Annotated in this window: 16 protein-coding genes; 7 read left to right on the top strand and 9 right to left on the bottom strand. The window is 35.6% G+C overall.

Translation table 11 applies throughout. The features are described from left to right. Positions 1-142: 142 nt before the first annotated feature. A complete protein-coding gene (locus tag IRZ80_RS01995) occupies positions 143-820 on the bottom strand; it encodes a Crp/Fnr family transcriptional regulator (protein WP_194639773.1) in 678 nt (225 codons plus the stop codon). 174 nt (positions 821-994) lie between these two features. Further along, positions 995-2,134, bottom strand: a complete 1,140-nt coding sequence (locus tag IRZ80_RS01990) for an acyl-CoA dehydrogenase family protein (protein ID WP_194639771.1) — start codon at positions 2,132-2,134, stop codon at positions 995-997. Positions 2,135-2,231: 97 nt separating this feature from the next. Here IRZ80_RS01990 and IRZ80_RS01985 point away from each other — a divergent pair, with 97 nt between their 5' ends. The 3 genes from IRZ80_RS01985 (at position 2,232) to IRZ80_RS01975 (ending at position 5,693) form a co-directional block, all read left to right on the top strand. Further along, the gene (locus IRZ80_RS01985; RefSeq protein WP_194639769.1) at positions 2,232-3,317 is read left to right on the top strand and encodes an anhydro-N-acetylmuramic acid kinase; all 1,086 of its coding nucleotides are present in this window, start codon (positions 2,232-2,234) and stop codon (positions 3,315-3,317) included. A gap of 246 nt (positions 3,318-3,563) precedes the next feature. Further along, positions 3,564-4,148 carry a chalcone isomerase family protein gene (locus IRZ80_RS01980; protein WP_194639767.1) on the top strand — a complete coding sequence of 195 codons (585 nt, stop codon included), beginning with the start codon at positions 3,564-3,566 and terminating at the stop codon, positions 4,146-4,148. A gap of 318 nt (positions 4,149-4,466) precedes the next feature. Further along, positions 4,467-5,693: a Glu/Leu/Phe/Val dehydrogenase dimerization domain-containing protein gene (locus IRZ80_RS01975; protein ID WP_194639765.1), complete on the top strand. Its 1,227-nt coding sequence runs from the start codon at positions 4,467-4,469 to the stop codon at positions 5,691-5,693. Positions 5,694-5,754: 61 nt separating this feature from the next. Here the strand turns inward: IRZ80_RS01975 and IRZ80_RS01970 are convergent, their stop codons facing one another. The 3 genes from IRZ80_RS01970 to IRZ80_RS01960 are packed head-to-tail and all read right to left on the bottom strand — an operon-like array spanning position 5,755 to position 7,862. Next, positions 5,755-7,170 (bottom strand): family 43 glycosylhydrolase, encoded by a 1,416-nt coding sequence (locus IRZ80_RS01970; RefSeq protein ID WP_194639764.1) that lies wholly within the window; start codon positions 7,168-7,170, stop codon positions 5,755-5,757. A 57-nt stretch (positions 7,171-7,227) separates the two neighbouring features. After that, the gene (locus IRZ80_RS01965; RefSeq protein ID WP_194639762.1) at positions 7,228-7,533 is read right to left on the bottom strand and encodes an alpha-L-rhamnosidase C-terminal domain-containing protein; all 306 of its coding nucleotides are present in this window, start codon (positions 7,531-7,533) and stop codon (positions 7,228-7,230) included. 50 nt (positions 7,534-7,583) lie between these two features. Then, positions 7,584-7,862 (bottom strand): hypothetical protein, encoded by a 279-nt coding sequence (locus IRZ80_RS01960; RefSeq protein WP_194639760.1) that lies wholly within the window; start codon positions 7,860-7,862, stop codon positions 7,584-7,586. Between the two features lie 360 nt (positions 7,863-8,222). On the opposite strand from IRZ80_RS01960, the gene IRZ80_RS01955 reads away from it, so the two are divergent. Next, positions 8,223-9,089, top strand: coding sequence for an energy transducer TonB (locus IRZ80_RS01955; RefSeq protein ID WP_194639758.1), 867 nt, complete (start codon positions 8,223-8,225; stop codon positions 9,087-9,089). A 344-nt stretch (positions 9,090-9,433) separates the two neighbouring features. Here IRZ80_RS01955 and IRZ80_RS01950 read toward each other — a convergent pair whose 3' ends face one another. From IRZ80_RS01950 to IRZ80_RS01940, 3 genes are all read right to left on the bottom strand, one after another. Further along, a complete protein-coding gene (locus IRZ80_RS01950) occupies positions 9,434-10,588 on the bottom strand; it encodes a Gfo/Idh/MocA family protein (protein WP_194639756.1) in 1,155 nt (384 codons plus the stop codon). Between the two features lie 388 nt (positions 10,589-10,976). After that, entirely contained in the window at positions 10,977-11,372 is a 396-nt protein-coding gene (locus IRZ80_RS01945) for an ExbD/TolR family protein (RefSeq protein WP_194639753.1), read from the bottom strand. 3 nt (positions 11,373-11,375) lie between these two features. Beyond that, a complete protein-coding gene (locus tag IRZ80_RS01940) occupies positions 11,376-12,068 on the bottom strand; it encodes a MotA/TolQ/ExbB proton channel family protein (RefSeq protein ID WP_194639752.1) in 693 nt (230 codons plus the stop codon). A gap of 129 nt (positions 12,069-12,197) precedes the next feature. On the opposite strand from IRZ80_RS01940, the gene IRZ80_RS01935 reads away from it, so the two are divergent. The 3 genes from IRZ80_RS01935 (at position 12,198) to IRZ80_RS01925 (ending at position 15,167) form a co-directional block, all read left to right on the top strand. Next, positions 12,198-13,433: a bifunctional folylpolyglutamate synthase/dihydrofolate synthase gene (locus IRZ80_RS01935; RefSeq protein ID WP_194639750.1), complete on the top strand. Its 1,236-nt coding sequence runs from the start codon at positions 12,198-12,200 to the stop codon at positions 13,431-13,433. A 232-nt stretch (positions 13,434-13,665) separates the two neighbouring features. After that, a complete protein-coding gene (locus IRZ80_RS01930; RefSeq protein WP_194639748.1) occupies positions 13,666-14,364 on the top strand; it encodes a hypothetical protein in 699 nt (232 codons plus the stop codon). A 233-nt stretch (positions 14,365-14,597) separates the two neighbouring features. After that, positions 14,598-15,167, top strand: a complete 570-nt coding sequence (locus IRZ80_RS01925) for a hypothetical protein (RefSeq protein WP_194639746.1) — start codon at positions 14,598-14,600, stop codon at positions 15,165-15,167. A gap of 256 nt (positions 15,168-15,423) precedes the next feature. Here the strand turns inward: IRZ80_RS01925 and IRZ80_RS01920 are convergent, their stop codons facing one another. Then, positions 15,424-18,192 (bottom strand): AsmA-like C-terminal region-containing protein, encoded by a 2,769-nt coding sequence (locus tag IRZ80_RS01920; protein ID WP_194639744.1) that lies wholly within the window; start codon positions 18,190-18,192, stop codon positions 15,424-15,426. Between the last annotated feature and the right edge of the window lie 20 nt (positions 18,193-18,212).

Genomic DNA, 18,212 nt, shown 5'->3' with positions numbered 1-18,212 from the left:
ATGACTGTCCGCAAATAATACCATGTGTTATTTTCGCCACTGATTACACAGATTCTCACAGATTTCATTACTATTTTTTTTAAAATCTGTTGCTTATTCGATCTGTTTGGTATTAGTTAAGGATAGTCCTATAAAACAAAAATTACAATTTAGTAATATCTTCAATAATAATTTCTTTGCGATTATAATGCAATAAACCATTGGTTTCCATCTCATTCAGTAATTGAGTGGCTGTCTGTCTGGAAGTACAAATAATCTGCGCCATATCATTTTGGGTTAGATAATTTTCAAGAATAACTCTATTATCGGTTCGCCTGCCTTCTCTCTCAGCCCAGTCTTTTAGGAATTGATGCAGTCTGGTTTTGGCATCTTTTGAAATTAAATTAGCATAACTGTTTTTAATCCGTTTCATTTTCAATCCTACAAACTTGGTATAAGACAACGCCAGACTAGGATTTTGAAGTAATAAATTTTCAAAATCAGATAACAAGAAACTGCAGATAATGATTTCATCTGTTAGTGCTTTTGCATATTCATTGGAATTCACATCGTTTTCCAATGTCAATTCACCAAACAAATCTCCTTTTTGAATAATGTCTTTGATAGTTTCATTTCCATCTTCATCGACAGCAACGATTTTGATATTCCCTTTTTTAAGCAGAAAAACTCTGGGCACATCTGAGGAAGAAAAATAGATAATATCTCCTTTTTTGGCTTTTTTAAAACCTGTAATAATGCACAACTGTCTGATTTGTGACATACTCAATGTCCAAAACAGCTTGTGATCCCGAAGGTACCAATATTTTAATTCTTCGTACATAACTACTTATAAGTGATTTACTAATTTAATGTAAAAATAAACAAAGTCACATTTCAAAAAACACATTATAAAATAAAAAATCCAAACTCGAAATTCAAGTTTGGATTTATTTATTAGTCTCTGAGTTACTAAGTAACTAAGCTTCTTAGTAACTTAGAAGCTATTTTAAAACATTTATGCTATTAAAGTTCTCGAAATTACGATACGCTGAATTTCGGAAGTTCCTTCATAAATCTGAGTGATTTTGGCATCTCGCATCATGCGTTCTACGTGATATTCGGCCACATAACCGTTTCCACCGTGAATCTGCACCGCTTCGATAGTCGTATCCATAGCAGTTTGTGAAGCAAATAATTTGGCCATCGCTCCCGATTGCGAAATGTCTTTTCCTTCATCTTTTTGAGTCGCCGCATTCAGACACAATAATCTCGCTGCCGAAATCTGGGTCGCCATATCTGCCAATTTAAAAGCTATTGCCTGGTGTTTGAAAATTTCTTTACCAAAAGATTTTCGCTCCTGTGAATATTTCAAAGCCAGTTCATAAGCGCCGGTTGCAATTCCCAAAGCCTGCGAAGCGATACCAATACGGCCTCCGTTTAAAACTGCCATGGCAAAATTAAATCCAAAACCATCTGCACCGATTCTGTTTTCCTTTGGTACTTTTACATCATTAAACAATAACGAATGCGTGTCGGAACCACGGATACCCATTTTCTTTTCTTTTGGACCAATGTCAAATCCAGCCCATCCTTTTTCTACAATAAAAGCATTGATTCCTTTATGTCCTTTTTCTACATCCGTTTGGGCAATTACGATATAAGTTGATGCAGAATTTCCATTGGTAATCCAGTTTTTGGTTCCATTCAGCAAATAATAATCTCCTTTATCAATAGCAGTTGTTTTTTGAGAAGTTGCATCCGATCCAGCTTCAGGTTCAGACAAACAGAATGCTCCAATTACGTCACCTTTGGCAAGCGGTACAAGATATTTCATCTTCTGCTCTTCATTACAATATTTTTCTAATCCGGCGCAAACCAAAGAATTATTCACAGACATAATAACAGCTGCTGAAGCATCTACTTTGGCAATTTCGGTCATTGCCAAAACGTATGAAACGTTATCCAATCCCGAACCTCCGTATTTTGGATCAACCATCATTCCTAAAAACCCAAGTTCTGCCATTTTTTTGACCTGCTCAGCAGGAAATCTGGAGTGTTCGTCTCGTTCTATCACTCCTTCCAGCAGCTCAGCCTGAGCAAAATCCCGCGCTGCCTGCTGTATCATTAATTGTTCTTCGGTTAGATTAAAATTCATAATAATATAAAATAAAGTGTGGTTTTTGTTAAAAAAATATTATCAAAGGTAATTTTTTAATTATGAAATTTTAAATTTTGAATCGTAAATTTGACCTATGAAAAAAGATTACTATAACGTTATCGGAGTGATGTCAGGAACTTCGCTGGATGGGGTCGATTTGGCTCATATTCAATTCCATATAAAAAATGAAAAATGGGCATTTGAAATTCTGGAATGCGAGACTATTTCCTATGATTTGAATTGGATTTCCATCCTAAAAACAGCTGTTGATTATTCCGAAATTCAGCTTGAGGAGCTAAATAAAAATTATACACAGCTGCTCGCTTCAATCATTACAAATTTTATAAGCAGACACGCTCTTGAAAATTTAGATGCAGTCTGCTCTCATGGACATACTATTCTGCATCAGCCACAAAACGGTTTTACACTTCAAATTGGCAATCTGCCCGAAATTGCGCAATTAGTGCAGCAAAAAATAGTCTGCGATTTTAGAGTTCAGGATGTTCAATTGGGAGGACAAGGCGCACCTTTAGTTCCTATTGGTGACCGTATCTTATTTCATGAATACGATTACTGCATGAATTTAGGAGGATTTTCGAATGTGTCTTTTGAAAAGAATAACATCCGAATTGCTTTTGATATTTCTGCCGTAAATACCGTGCTTAATTTTTATGCCAGTCAATTAGGATTCGATTATGATGATAAAGGTAAAATTTCTAGAACCGGTCAATGCAATCCTGATCTATTAAATGAATTGAATTCACTGGATTTTTACAAAACACCGCCTCCAAAATCATTGGGATTTGAATTCGTAAAGGAAATTATTCTTCCAATGATTGAACGTTATTCTATTTCTATTGAAGATAAACTGCATACATTTACAGAGCATGTCTCTATTCAAATAGCATTGGCTTTAGAAAATTTTGAAACCCAAAAGAACCAAAAAAGAAGTATGCTGATTACTGGCGGCGGTGCCTATAATGACTTCCTGATTGAAAGAATCCAATTTCATCTTCCCGAAATGCAAATAATTATACCGTCGGCAAAAATTTTAGAATTCAAAGAAGCCCTAATTTTTGGATTATTGGGTGTCTTAAAAATGAGAGAAGAAGTAAATGCACTTCAAAGTGTCACTGGAGCCCTACATGATCATAGCTCTGGAATAATTTACAGCTGTTAAAAAATAGCTGTTTTATCTGCTCCATCATTTTTTATAACAATTTTCCTTTCAGATCTATTTTTGCAAGAGCTTAAAAAATAAATATTTTCTTACTTTAGGTGTAAGTCTTTATTTACTAACAACTTATGTTTTTATGAAAAATAACCAACTACAACGTTATAATATGCATATTTAACAAAATAACACCCCCTTAAGGCATCATTAATAACAATTTAGCATTAATTTTGCGCAAAAATAAAAAAATTTATGACTGCTAAAAAAATAGTATTAGCGCTAACTCTTATTATTTGTGCCCTGTTTTCATCAGAAGCTATCGCTCAGAAACAAATTGTGTTTGAAGGAGTAACTATCCCAAGAACAATGAGTTTTGAAAACAAGACTTTACAGCTGAATGGTGCAGGATCCAGATCCAAAATGTGGGTAGAAGTTTATATTCAGGCTTTATATTTAAGCCAGTTGTCCCAAAACCCTAAAGAAATTATCAATGACAATACAGTGATGTCAATCCGGATTGAAATTACCTCAGCTTTAGTTTCATCAGGTAAATTAACTCGGGCGATAAATGCAGGATTTGAAAAATCTGCTGGTGATACATTCGAATCTTTTAAACCAAGAATGGAATTACTCAAAGGTTTCCTAGCTGACGACATTACCAAAGGAGATGTTTACGAACTAACCTATTCTCCTGCAGACACTTCTATCTGGATTATAAAAAATGGTGAACTTAAGGGAAAAATTCCTGGATTTGATTTCAAAAAAGTATTTTTCGGCATATGGTTGGGAGACAAACCAGTCGATGAAGAATTAAAAAACAGTTTATTAGGCATCTAATACTGAAAATATCATTATTCCTGAAACAGTTTAATACCACAGATTTAATACCACAGATTTAATACCACATCTACAAAATGAGCATTGATTGAAGTTGGTTGCCATACCAATAATGTCGTGCTCATTTTATTTTAAAAAACAGCTGGTTTGCTATTATTAATTCAAATTGCCCCGAATACAAAAAGTGCTTTTCAATCTATTTAACAAATAGAAAAGCACTTTTTTTATGCTGGTAATTCAAATTCAAAAAAAATACACAACTATATCTTTCTCATAAAACCTTTTATATATTTGCCGAAAATAAATATATCACACCCAATGAAAGATTTGTTAAATAAATTCGAAAATAAAGCTCCTGAAATCATTTTCAACTGGAAAGATTCTGAAACAGAAGCCGAAGGCTGGACAGTAATAAACTCTCTTCGGGGCGGTGCCGCAGGCGGAGGAACCCGTATGAGAAAAGGACTTGACATGAATGAGGTTTTGTCTTTGGCAAAAACCATGGAAGTAAAATTTTCGGTTTCTGGCCCAGCCATTGGCGGAGCAAAATCCGGGATAAATTTTGACCCGAATGATCCCCGCAAAAAAGGCGTTTTACAGCGCTGGTACAAAGCAGTTTCTCCTTTATTAAAAAGTTATTACGGAACAGGCGGTGATTTAAATGTAGACGAAATTCACGAAGTTATTCCCATGACAGAAGAATGTGGTGTCTGGCATCCTCAGGAAGGTGTTTTTAACGGACACTTTAAACCTACCGAAGCCGATAAAATCAATAGAATCGGGCAATTACGCCAAGGTGTGATCAAAGTAATAGAAAACCCAAAATTCTCGCCCGATGTTACCCGAAAATATACAATAGCTGATATGATTACCGGATACGGAGTCGCCGAAGCGGTACGTCATTTTTACAATACCTATGGCGGAACTGTAGCTGGAAAGAAAGCCATTGTACAGGGTTTTGGAAATGTAGGATCAGCCGCTGCATTTTACCTAGCCGAAATGGGAGCCAAAATCATCGGAATTATTGACCGGGACGGCGGATTAATCAATGAAGAAGGTTTTACTTTTGAAGAAATAAAAGCTTTATTCCTTGCTAAAGACGGAAACAAATTAGTAGCCGAGAATATGATTCCGTTTGAAGAAATCAATCAAAAAATATGGAACATTGGTGCCGAAATTTTCACTCCTTGTGCAGCGTCAAGATTAGTTGCACAAAGTCAGATAGATAGTTTAATTGCCAACGGACTCGAAGTAATTTCCTGTGGTGCGAATGTTCCTTTTGCCGACACAGCAATTTTCTTTGGTCCGATAATGGAGGATGTTGACCATAAAGTAAGCCTAATTCCTGATTTTATTTCCAATTGCGGTATGGCTCGTGTTTTTGCTTATTTCATGGAAAAGAAAGTACAGATGACAGACGAAGCTATTTTTCATGACACTTCTGAAATCATCAAAAATGCCATTGAAAAAACACATGCTTTGAACCCATCCAAAACAAATATCAGTGCAACCGCTTTTGAAATTGCACTGAAACAATTAGTATAATTTTTTTTATACTTTCTTCTAAACGGATCAAATTGATTTTCACATCTATTTGATTCGTTTTTTATTTAACGATTATTTTATCTAAAGAAACAAAATTTCCTGTACTGCCAAATCCTGTTCCGTCTTTTTTATACCAGTTGCCATGTTCCCCTACAACGGTTACAATAAGTTTATAACTGCTTTTTTTCAATACAGGACTTAAATATTTTAAGGATGATTCAGGGTATTTACAATACATTTCAATTAGGTTCGAATGAATTGTTTTTCCATTATTATTCTGAATTTCTATTTGAGCATAACCTCCGTTTGGACGGGCAGTACCATAAAGTCCAATTTGAGTTCCGTCAAAATTTACCGAGAAAGAAGCTCCTTTGACATCAGAACTGTTATCTGAAAAAGAATCTGCCGATGACTGTTTTTTCCAGTTATCAGAATACTTTATTTTATCAGTTTCTGAATTTTGAATAATTATCCCTTTCAGAGCTAAATCAGACCACTCTCCGGTTGTAGTATTGATCTGCCAATTTTCCTTATAATCAGGCAAAGAAATCGAATCGTTTTTTACCAATAAAGGCTGCCAAACATAAGTCGCCGCCGATTTTTGACGCGGAAAAGCCCAGCGGTCTCCGCCAAACAAGTAGGTAGTCCCTTTTGAACCAACAACAGGAAATACAAATGTTGACTGCGAATTCCATGTTAATGAATTTTTGGGTGCGAAATTCTCATGAGCTTTCCACGGTCCTTTTAAGGAATTTGACGTAAAATAATAATTATCATTTCGTTCCCATGAAGTCAGAGAAGAACCCAGCCAAAAATAGATGCTGTCTTTTTTGAAAATAACTGGAGCTTCACAATGCTTAGTCATGTCTTTCACAATCTGTTCCGTAACACTTTTGTAATCATCACTAAGTTTATATAAATTACCAGAATGCGTTATAACGTAGCCACTTCCGTCAGTATCCTGAAAAGTACCCATATCCCACTTTTTGATGGGTTCTCCGTTAAAAAGTAAAGGCCCCTGAAAAGTATAAATACCATTGATCGTCTTTGACGTAGCATAACCCACACACTGATCTTTATACTTCAGGTCGTCGGTATGCATATACATGATATACTCGCCTGTTTTTGGACATTTCATCACTTTTGGTCTTTCGCCAATGCGGCCTGGCCCTAATTTTCCGGATCCTTGAACAGGAAGAACAATTTTTTCAAATTTCCAATTGTATAAATCCGAAGAAGAATAACAGCTAAAACCTGTAAAATCGATAATTGTATCGCTTTTGTATTCGCCAAAAAAATAAAAACGGCCGTTATCTTTTATAAGTCCGGCACCATGAGCACTTACGACATTTCCTTTTTCATCATACCAGGGAACACCCGAATAAATGGCATTTATTTTTTCTTTCTTCTGCGCATTTCCAGCTATATAAATTCCTAAAAAGAATAGTGACAGAATTGATTTAATTTTATAATTCATATTTTAAAACTGCATTTCTTTAAAGACCAAAAAACGATTTTTTGTTTCAAAAACAAATTATCTTTCAAAAGAATGTTCTCCCGAACCAATGTTGTCCAAATAAAGATAATTTCCTTCCTCGACAGCCGCTACTTCTTTGTTATCCAATTTAACTGCAGTTCCTTTTTTACCGCATTTTGGCACGTACACTTTTGCAGTACAATTGACAGGAACAGTTATTTTTAAACGATAATTATTATTTGTGTAATTCCAGTCAGCTTTGACATCTCCTTTATCCGTTGGATAAATTCCTTTGGCATACGTTAGTTTGTCACAGAACCAAAGTGGTTTTATCTGGATTTTTTCATGCTGCGGACTTTCCAATAATAATCAGTAGCAGTTTTAAGAGCCGTTTTTTCTAAATAAATATAGTTTTATTTTCTCGAACTGGTCTTTTTACTATCCCAGACATCTCCTTTGTCAGCTTTAAGATTAGCGAGACTGGAAGAAACAATAATCTGATAAGCTGATTGTATTTCGTTTTTATCCGTATCGCTTACATACCACCCAAAATAAGGCTTATCATTTGTACCAATAGGATTTTGTTTGTCAAAACTGCGTAAGTTAAAAGGTGCATTTGGATTTGCTGCAGTAATTTTAATAAATGAAAGGACAAAAAGTACTAAAATTAAAAATTGTTTTATCTGCTTCATCAATGGCGGTTATGATTTGGTTAAAATAAAATTTGCTTAAAAAAAAAGAGTACACTTTTATGACAGCTTCACAAATTTATGAAAGTCTTTTTTTTTGAGTATCCTGATTGAACGCAGACAGTTTCTTTAAAATACTTTAACTGATTTTTTTATCACCAGCTCTTATCAATTCACATCTTTAACACTTAGCTCATTTTTTATTCTTGACAATTTTTAGTACTTTTCAGCGTTCTAATACCATAATAATAAATAATGAGCACTGCATCAAGAAACATTAGCCGTCTAACATTCCTTTTTTTTGGACTGCTTTTTGGTTTTATCTTAAACTCTTCCCTATCTGATAAGAAAAAATCTTTGATTATGTCAAGTATTATTTTTGGCATGCTGCTTTTATTAATGTTTTTTTTACGCTTTTGGCCACCATATAATCCAGAAAACAATGTAGCACTTGCTAGCGGCGGAGGTGGCGGCGGTGTTACAATAAATTTTGGCGACAGTGATTTGGGATCAGGCAAAAATACCCAAAGCGAAGTCTTGAATGTTCAAAATGAAGCCAAACAAACTCCTGCAAAAAGCACGCCTCAGGAATCCATTTTATCACAGGAAAACACCACCGAAGAAAGTGTCGTAATCCCACAGAAAGAGAAACCTAAAAAAACCGAAGTGGTTGTCAAGGAAACTCCTAAACCCGAAGCCGTAAAACCAAAAGTATCCAATTCTACGAATGATGCCTTGTCCAGCATACTAAAAGGTTCCAAAAAAGGAGGTGACGGCGACGATAATACTGCCGGCAACAAAGGAAAATCCAACGGAAGTCTGACCGCAACCGGCTACTATGGCACGGGAGGTTCCGGCGGAGGAACAGGCGGTGGTAACGGAACAGGAAACGGTATTGGCAATGGCAGCGGTTACGGTCCTGGAAGCGGAGGCGGTTCTGGCGGAGGCACTGGAGGCGGTTCCGGTTACTCGCTTGGTAACAGAAAAGCGCTATCCAAACCCGCTCCAAAATATAACTGCAACGAATCCGGAAAGGTGGTTGTGGAAATTTCTGTTGATCGCAATGGAAACACCATCAATGCTACAGCGGGAATAAAAGGCACTACCAATACCGCAAAATGTCTGTTAGACCAGGCTCGAATTGCTGCAATGAATACCAAATGGAACGCCAGCTCTGACGCTCCCGAAAAACAAATAGGCAAGATTATTTATAACTTCAGTTTGAATTAATCCTACGATCAGGAGCACAGCTTTGGTGCATTTCATCAACAGCAGTCCCGTTTTCCGTTGCAATCTTGTATGCCGAACCCCGGCACACAAGGATTTCCACTTCAACCGGGGCTAGTTTAGAGGTTTTGTTTTTTAGAACAACTTTCAACATCAGAAATAATTAATTACTCAAGTCCTTGCGGGAAGCGAAGCAATCGCACTCCGTATTTCCGTTCCTACAATTTACTGAATCTGATTTTGATAGTGGGATTGCTTCGTTCCTATAACCGCTACTGGTACTCATCGTAAACAAGCACTCGAATGAAAACGAAAATAATAAGTTTATCGAGTATAGCTATTTCCTTCTATGTCAAGAAAACTTTCTTCCCTGTCTGTGCTGCTTTATAAACTGCATTAATAATTTTTATATCCTTTAATCCTTCTTCCCCTGTGATATGATCAGGCAGTTTTTTATTTTCTAACAATACTTTACAAATTTCATCCAATTGTGTTTTCTGCTGATTTATTACAGGAAATTTCAATTCCTTTTCTGATGTTCTGCCAACAAAAGGCCCATAACTCAATGCGGGGCTTAATTCAAAACTGCCCTCATCTGCCGATGCATAAAACCTGTCAATATAGTAACCGCAGGAAGTATTGCAGTTTGCTACAGCACCGCTCGGAAATTCCATCTGCCAGGAAATGCTTTCCTCGGTCTCCGAAAATCTGTCTTTATTGTTCACCGGACCAAATTGTGCAGTAACCGCAATGGGTTCTTCACCTAAAACGTAACGGCTCGCCTGAATACAATAAATCCCTAAATCCATTAAAGCGCCTCCGCCTAATTTCTTATTCAGTCTCCATTCACTTCGGTTATTCTTATCAACAATTGTTTTTTTATCTAGAGTGTCATACGTTTTATAACCTAGCGATGCTTCTATAAACCGCACTTGTCCAAAAACTTTTTCCTGTCCTAATCTTTTAATTTCCAAATGCGTTGGTTCATAATGCAGGCGATAACCAATAGCCAATTGAACATTATTATCATTGCAGGCTTTTATCATTTCTTCACAATCGGCAGGAGAAACTGCCATTGGTTTTTCTGTAATTACATTTTTGCCTGCTTTTGCAGAACGGATTACAAATTCTTTGTGCAGACCGCTTGGTAAAACAACATAAACTAAATCTATATCTTTATTATTGACAATTTCATCGAAGTTCTGATAATTATAAATGTTCTTTTCGGGAATATTATACTGTTTCTTCCACTTTACCGCTTTTTCAGGTGTGCCAGTTACTATTCCCGATAAATTGCAGTACTCGGAAGCTTCAATTCCTGTGGCTAACATACCTGCGTAATTTCCTAAACCGCAAAGCGCTATATTTAACTTCTTCCCAGTATATGGTTTCTCAATCTTTTCTGATGAAGTTATGTAAGAAGGAAGCGTTGTCATAACAGCAGCTGCTCCAACACCCAAACCAAATTTATTAACAAACGTGCGTCGTGAAATGTTTTTCATAAAATATACTTTTAAGTTCGTTCTTGAATTTATTAGTATACTCTTTTTTAAAATGTTACGCTTTTCTTTTTTTTGTAATACTACTATGCAAGCTTTTGCTTTGTTCCTTGTGCTGACCTGTTTATGTACAAGAAATCCTAACAGGTCTCCAAGACTGTTAGGTATCAAAAACCCATTTTGCTTCTAAAAAACAATAATACCTAACAGGTTAAAAAAACCTGTTAGGATAGACAAATATCTCATTTTGCAGCATTCCGCGTGAGAGATAGAAGCAAGTTACCGAAGTAACGCGGATAGCCCGACAGCATAAAGAAAAGGAGCCGAATCACCGCTGCGATGATTCGGCTCCTTTTCTTTATGGTGGCACGCCCAAATATTTTTAAAATTTTTATTTGGGACTTGTGGCGATGACAAATTTTAAATTGTTCTTCACTCCTATCTGCAATACATCGACCAAATCCTGAACCTGAAGATTGAACGGAATCCGGACAACTACCGTTTGATCTTTTTGGGTATCAATTTTAGACATTAACGTAGTTTCGAGTTCTTCGAAAGCAACGGGCTGTTTGTCGATGTAGAATTTCTTGTCCTCTGTAACTGATAAACTAATGAATTGTTTGTTGGTTTTTTCATGGGATTTTGCCTTTGGCAGTGTCATTTTTATCACGTTTGGATTCGCCAAAGTGGAAATAATCAGGAAAAACAGCAGTAAAAAAAACATAATGTCACTCAAGGACGAAGTGGCGACCTCGGCGTGAAATCTTCTTTTTCTTTTGATGGACATAGTTTATGCTTTTTGGATGATATTTACGAATTCCAATATTTGTTTCTGCACTTTTAATGCATAACTGTCAATTTTTCCGTTGAGTAAATGGTAAGCACTGTAAGCAATGATTCCCACGATAAGCCCGGAACCGCTGCTGATCATTTTCTCATAAAGTCCTCCAGAGATATTCCCGATACTAATGTTTTCGGTCACAGATATGCTGTAGAAAATTTTGATTACTCCAGAAATTGTTCCTATAAATCCTAGTGTTGGTGCAATACCGGCAATAAGTCCCAATTGTCCAAGATGCTGTTCCATTTCGGCGATTTCGATATCGGCGGCGCGGTCCATATTCGATTCGATTTCGGCAATAGGACGGCCAATCAGCGCGATTCCTTCTTTGATAACATTTCCTGAAGCGGTGTTAGAGCGGTCTGTAATGGTAAACGCCAGATCAAATTTTCCCGAAGTCAGGTGATCTTTAACATCGCGCATCATAAGCGGATCTACTTTGGCTTTTTTATTTATGTACAAATAACGTTCTATAATGAGGTAAAAAGTATAAAATAGTAAGATTGCAATAGGTATTAAAAAAAATCCTCCTTTTAGGATGAACCCTAAAACAGAGATTTCGGTAGTTGGCGCAATTTTTTCGACAACAGCACTAGAAGCGGCAGCAAGGGTATCAGCTTGTAATTGTATTAAACTAAACATATTTTATTCTGGGTTTATAATCGTTAATTCTAAAAAATATTTCAATTTTGTAAAAACTATTTTTCACTGTAATATTAAACTAAAAAAAGGGAAAATTATTTCAATTTACAACTATTTTATCAAAAATTAATGAACTATCAAGAAACCACAAACTGGATGTTTAATCAGCTCCCAATGTATCAATTGCAGGGAGCATCGGCTTATAAAAAAGACTTAACCAACATCCATTTGCTGGCAGACCATCTTGACAGTCCGCATAAAAAGCTAAAATGTCTGCACGTTGCCGGCACAAACGGCAAAGGTTCTACTTCGCATATGCTTTCTTCTATACTGCAGGAAGCGGGCTATAAAGTTGGATTGTACACTTCCCCGCATTTAATTGATTTTCGGGAGCGCATCAAGATCAATGGTGCCGAAATCTCTGAGGATTTTGTCTGTGAATTCATAGCGCATCATAAATCTTTTTTTGAAGCCAATGATATGAGTTTCTTTGAAATGACCGTTGGATTGGCTTTTGATTATTTTGTAAAAGAAAATGTAGATATTGCTGTTATTGAAGTGGGATTGGGCGGAAGACTGGATGCTACAAACATTATCACTCCCCTAGTTTCGGTAATAACCAATATCGGGATTGATCATGTTCAGTTTTTGGGCAATACGCTGGAATCTATCGCAGGTGAAAAAGCAGGAATTATCAAACCTAAAATTCCAGTAGTTATAGGCGAATATACTCCAGAAACTCAGCCTGTTTTTTCAGCAAAAGCCAAAGAAAACAATGCCGAAATCTATTTTGCATCGGATTTGATTACAGAAACTCCTCCTTCTGATTTAATCGGCGATTATCAGCAGCACAATAAAAAAACGGTTATAGAGACTTTTAAAATCCTAAACGAACAAACCAATTTTAAAGTGAGTGGCGAAAACATACAATTGGGTTTGATGAATGTCGTAAAAAACACCGGCCTGCTTGGCAGATGGCAGCAATTGGGAGCAAATCCAAAAGTGATCTGCGATACAGCACACAACAAACACGGTCTCGAAATTGTTTTGAAACAAATACAAAAAGAAACTTTTGAAAACCTTCATATTGTCCTGGGAGTTGTCAATGATAAAGAACTGGACGAAGTACTGCCATTATTTCCAAAAAATGCTGCTTATTATTTTTGCCGGCCAAATATTCCAAGAGGTTTGGATGCTGATATATTAAAAGAGAAAGCTCTAATGTTTGAATTAACAGGAAATACATACAGCTCTGTATCAGAAGCTTATGCCACCGCTAAGAATAATGCCGCAAAAAATGATTTCATATATGCAGGCGGCAGTACCTTTGTAGTGGCTGAACTGCCTTTAAACAAAGAGGTTTAATCAATTCCTGTTTTTTCTCCTAAAAAATAAATCAAAAACACATAACTACTTGATTAACAATTTACTAAATTTATATATGTTTTTTGTTAATTAATAATTTAATTTTTGGTTTATTATGAAAAAGAGAATTTTTTTTTCGCTGGGAATGTTAATTTTAACATTCTTTCTAAGCATAAACAGTTATGCGCAGGACCTCCCCAAACAAGATTCCCCAAAGCCTGTATTTATTACAATGACAACCCTACACAGAAATTTAGATACGGATCCTAAAGATTGGAAGGCGACGGAAAAAGAGTATTTTGACAAAGTAACGAGCAAAAATGATTTAATAATCGGCTCTGAAATTCTAACTCATTATTACACTGGAAACAGTACCGAAATTATTCTAGTCAGCGTTTACAAAAACTGGGACGATATAGAAAAAGCAGAAGCCATTTCAGATGATCTTGCCAAAAAAGCCTGGCCCGATGAGAAAGCCAGAACTGCTTTTTTTGATAAACAAAGAAGTTATTACTCTCCTTATCATTCAGACGAAATTTACAGTTCTATTGAAACCATTGGCGTGAAAGAATTCAAAGCCGCCACAAAAGAACCCATGATTGTTTACATCCGAAAATCCCAAATGTCTTTTAATAACAAAGGAAAAGGCATGAAAGAATACAATGAAAAAATCACCCTGAAAGATCCGTTTATCAAAGGTTATTATCCGTTTCGCCACGCTTGGGGATCAGACAGCAGGGATTTTATGGAAGCCTACTTTTATGATTCTTTTGGAGATATTGAAAAATCAAATCTAAAACAAGACGAATTGGTAAAAGCCACATGGCCCAAAGAAGCTGACAGTAAGGCTTTTTTCGATCAGTTAAAATTAGCATTCACAGGTGTGCATGGAGATTACATATACCACAACCTGCCCGAAGCTTCCAAATAAAATAACAAACAGCACAAATTGCGTTCTTACTATGCCGTTTGTGCTGTTTTTTTGCCTCCTTTTCCCAAAATGTAGCAGACTTTAAAATCATAAAACCTCATCTTTCTGTTTATGATTTATTTAAACTTTCTTAATGTAAGATTTATTGTTTATTAACAAGCGATATATAGTATTAGTATAGTTTTGAAAACAAAAAACAATTTATCTACAACATGCAAAAATTTCACTTTTTAATGCTATTTCTTAGCATGAATGCTTTCTCTATGCCTTTTTCAGAGAATTTTATACTTACTAATGATGGATCGAAGATTAATATAAAAGCTAACTTTTTTCGAATTGATAATACTGAAAAGATAGTACTCTACAAACTGCCAAACTCCGATGCAGAAAGCAGAATTAAATTTAAAGACTTTAATTATATCCATATTGGAACAACTAAATTTAAAACATATAAATTAAATAATTCTAAAGAAATAAACGGCTATTTTGTTCTGTCAGAGACACCTTCAAAAACACTTATTTTTACAACTAAACAAAATGATGACGAAGAAAGTTCTAAAATAAACTATGTTTTTTATGTGCTGGATTCAAATAATAATATCCTAGACGGTCTGGAATTTGACAATCTTAAAAGCACTAAATCAACTGCAGTACGAGGTGATATTTTTCCTAAAATTCAATTTTATTTTAAGGGCTGCGAACAATTAATCGCACGAATTGAATCCTATGACAATGTAAATAATCAGAATATGTCCATTTTAGATTTCTTTGATTCGCCGATGTATATAGAATGTCTAAAATAACAAAGCTTCCAACTGATTGGGAGCTTTGTTATTTTATAATAGAATCAGTTTCAACAAACACGGCATTCGCATTTAAAAAAAAGATAAACACGAATTACACTAATCTACACTAATTCTTATCTCAAATCAAGTTTTACAACTTTTTACTGTTTCGAATATTTTGTGTAATTAAACAACAATCTTAATTCGTGCAGATTAGTGTAATTCGTGTCAGAAACTTTTAAAGGCGAATGCCGTGTTCAACAACTGCTTTCTATTAATTATCTTCTGCATCTTTGGTCTCTTCAATGTCCTGACCCTGACTGCCCATTTTTATTTTTGGTTTGTCCTGAGTTCCGGTAACCGTCAGCGGAATACCAAAAATTCCAAACGGCGGTAATCCCAAACGCATTTTGATATTCAGTTTGCCGTCAAGGCTTGAGGTTCCTTCAATTCTGGGTCTGAATCCGGCATATTTGAATTTGAAACGCTCAATAGTAACTATATTGTTTTTCACCGTGGATTTGATGTCTACCTTGGACAGTTCAGGGTTTTTGATCGATTCATGATTTGTGGTTTTACTCACAGCATTGAACATTTTCATCCCTTTTACTTTCACATCTTTTATCGAAAGTACGCCTCCGCCAATCAGCGAAGGATAAACAGGCATCATCTGCTGGTTCAGTCTTCCTTTTATTTTGTAATCCAATGAAACAATTCCCTGTGCACTTTCGGCTGCGCTGGCCATTTCTTTGAACATTTTTACTTCCTTGTATGCTCGGTGTATATCAAAATCAGTGGCTTTGATCTGGTATTCAAAGACTGCTTTTTTAGGAGTTATTGCCTGATAAGCAGCATTCATCGTAACATTACAGCCAATTAAATTGAAACCAGTATTCTGCATCACAATTTTTCCGTTTTTCATTTTCACGGCACCTTTCCCATCCTGCAGAGTAAGCCCCTGATAATTGATTTTGTGTGCTGTGGCATAAAACTGCAGATCCAGATTAGACGGAATGATAATTACTCCTGTTTCCTGCGTTGCAGGTTTTGGACTATTTTCTGTAGTGGCAGGAATTTTATCAATTGTAGTAGTTGTAGATGTGCTCGACATAAACTCATCAACATTGATGTATTTTGAATTTAACGTAAACGATCCTCTTAAAGTCCCATTTTTGGAAGACATAAAATTAAATACATTCTGCAGATAGCCATTCAGCTTGAAATCAGACTGACCGTAGGAAGCCAAGAATGTATTAAACGACATTTTATCCTGATTAAATTTAAAAATTCCTTCTTTAATCAGCAATGATTTTGGCAGATATTCCGTTTGAACATTAATGTTTCGAAGTTCAAGAGTTCCTTTATTCTTTAATTTACTGTAATCACCTTTTTGTGCATAGCTCTGAATCCCTTTCAGTTCCAAATCGGCTTTGATAAAACCATCCACATCCAGTCCTTTTTGCGAAAATACCTTGTAAATTTTACTGATATTCAGAGTCCCTTTGGCCTTGATGTCATAATTCAAATCATCAAAGTTTTTCAAATCGGCTTTTACCCAAAAAGGTTCTCCTTCAAACGTAAAACCAGCCGGAACCAGCACTACCGAAAGTCCGTCGTAAGTTCCTTTCGTATTGTTTATTTTGGATACCACATTGATGTTGGTAATCGGATTTGGATAATACTTCGTTTTCACAAATCCGTTTTTTAAATTCAGTGAACCGCTGGCGTTTGGAAAAAGTTTTTGCTTCTGGTCAAGCTTTCCTTTTGCTTTCAGATCACTTACTAACAATCCTTTTAACTCAACATTCGGAATCCCGAGTGCTTGGTTTAATTTTTCCAGATCAATATTGGAATTCAAAACCAAATCAATGTCGGGCGCAGACAGACCGTCCATTTTCAGCTTCGTTTTAAGATAATTTTTCTCAATGTTTAATGATAGGTTTTTGGCGTCCAGCTGTAAAAGTTCTGGATTCAAAGACGGCACTTTTGTCGCAACATCGATGTTTAGATTTGAAACCGGAAAAGCACTTTTTTTATAATTTATAAATCCGTCTTTTATTTTAAGGTCCAAATTCAAGTCTGGTCCAATATTTTGCGAAGCGATGTATCTGCCTTTCAAAGTAAGCAATAAATCAACATTTCCCTTAAGTTCTGTATCTTTTAACCACGTAATGTATTTTGGCGGAAAAGCCGTAAAAAGATCATTCAGGTTACTTTTATCCGACTTAATTTTGAAATCCATATTATAGCCATCCTTCAGAAAATCAAATTTTCCAGTAAAATCCACCAGCAGTTTATTGATAAAAAGATCATTCTGTTCAAAAACAAAAGAAAGTGAATTAGTATTTATTTTGGTAATCAAATCTCCGTCCACTTTTTTATTCATCAAATAAGGTTCTTTTTGATAAATTACATTCAATTTCCCGATTTTGACTTTGGAATGCAGTGCAAATATGGCTTGGCTAAAATCCCCGTTCCCTAAATAATCAAACCCAAAAGCGTCTATATGGAATTCTGTAGATTGATCATCATAAACAAGCTTACTGTTATTAATCTCGATTGCTTCCAGTTTCAAGCCTGTGTCGGATGCTTCTTCTGGCTCTTTTTCCTTTTCCTTCTCAGCGATATAGACATTATAATTGGCCTCGCCTTTCTCATTTACTTTCACATTAATCAGTGAATTCGAAAGGAAAATCTGGTCGATTTTAATCGTTTTCCCAAAAACAAGACTGCCCAAATTAATCCCGAAAGCAACCTCATCGGCAGCAATTAATCTTTCATTTTGAAAAGGAGCCGAGCCATTAAGCTTAAAGTCAGTCAGAGAAAGAGTTAATGACGGAAAATGCCTAAAAAAAGAAACGTTAGCTTCATTATAATTCAGTTCACCGTTTAATTTTTCATTGGCTGTTTTCTTCACCTGTTCCCTGATTTTATCTGCAAAAATCAAAGGAGTGATAAACATCAGTGCCAATAAAACTGAGAATGTAATTCCTGTATATTTTAGTATTTTGAAAAAAAGTATTTTATAGTTGGTTGCCGCCATATTTTTTATCTGAATAAATA

It is taken from the genome of Flavobacterium sp. HJJ (assembly GCF_015351475.1).
Taxonomy (GTDB): Bacteria; Bacteroidota; Bacteroidia; order Flavobacteriales; family Flavobacteriaceae; genus Flavobacterium; species Flavobacterium marginilacus.
This window is presented reverse-complemented; position numbering and strand designations above follow the sequence as displayed.

Excerpts from the sequence above, each read along its gene's own strand:
- IRZ80_RS01995 (WP_194639773.1), bottom strand. The coding sequence starts at position 820 with ATGTACGAAGAATTAAAATATTGGTACCTTCGGGATCACAAGCTGTTT.
- IRZ80_RS01990 (WP_194639771.1), bottom strand. The coding sequence starts at position 2,134 with ATGAATTTTAATCTAACCGAAGAACAATTAATGATACAGCAGGCAGCG.
- IRZ80_RS01985 (WP_194639769.1), top strand. The coding sequence starts at position 2,232 with ATGAAAAAAGATTACTATAACGTTATCGGAGTGATGTCAGGAACTTCG.
- IRZ80_RS01980 (WP_194639767.1), top strand. The coding sequence starts at position 3,564 with ATGACTGCTAAAAAAATAGTATTAGCGCTAACTCTTATTATTTGTGCC.
- IRZ80_RS01975 (WP_194639765.1), top strand. The coding sequence starts at position 4,467 with ATGAAAGATTTGTTAAATAAATTCGAAAATAAAGCTCCTGAAATCATT.
- IRZ80_RS01970 (WP_194639764.1), bottom strand. The coding sequence starts at position 7,170 with ATGAATTATAAAATTAAATCAATTCTGTCACTATTCTTTTTAGGAATT.
- IRZ80_RS01960 (WP_194639760.1), bottom strand. The coding sequence starts at position 7,862 with ATGAAGCAGATAAAACAATTTTTAATTTTAGTACTTTTTGTCCTTTCA.
- IRZ80_RS01955 (WP_194639758.1), top strand. The coding sequence starts at position 8,223 with ATGTCAAGTATTATTTTTGGCATGCTGCTTTTATTAATGTTTTTTTTA.
- IRZ80_RS01950 (WP_194639756.1), bottom strand. The coding sequence starts at position 10,588 with ATGAAAAACATTTCACGACGCACGTTTGTTAATAAATTTGGTTTGGGT.
- IRZ80_RS01945 (WP_194639753.1), bottom strand. The coding sequence starts at position 11,372 with ATGTCCATCAAAAGAAAAAGAAGATTTCACGCCGAGGTCGCCACTTCG.
- IRZ80_RS01940 (WP_194639752.1), bottom strand. The coding sequence starts at position 12,068 with ATGTTTAGTTTAATACAATTACAAGCTGATACCCTTGCTGCCGCTTCT.
- IRZ80_RS01935 (WP_194639750.1), top strand. The coding sequence starts at position 12,198 with ATGAACTATCAAGAAACCACAAACTGGATGTTTAATCAGCTCCCAATG.
- IRZ80_RS01930 (WP_194639748.1), top strand. The coding sequence starts at position 13,666 with ATGACAACCCTACACAGAAATTTAGATACGGATCCTAAAGATTGGAAG.
- IRZ80_RS01925 (WP_194639746.1), top strand. The coding sequence starts at position 14,598 with ATGCTATTTCTTAGCATGAATGCTTTCTCTATGCCTTTTTCAGAGAAT.
- IRZ80_RS01920 (WP_194639744.1), bottom strand. The coding sequence starts at position 18,192 with ATGGCGGCAACCAACTATAAAATACTTTTTTTCAAAATACTAAAATAT.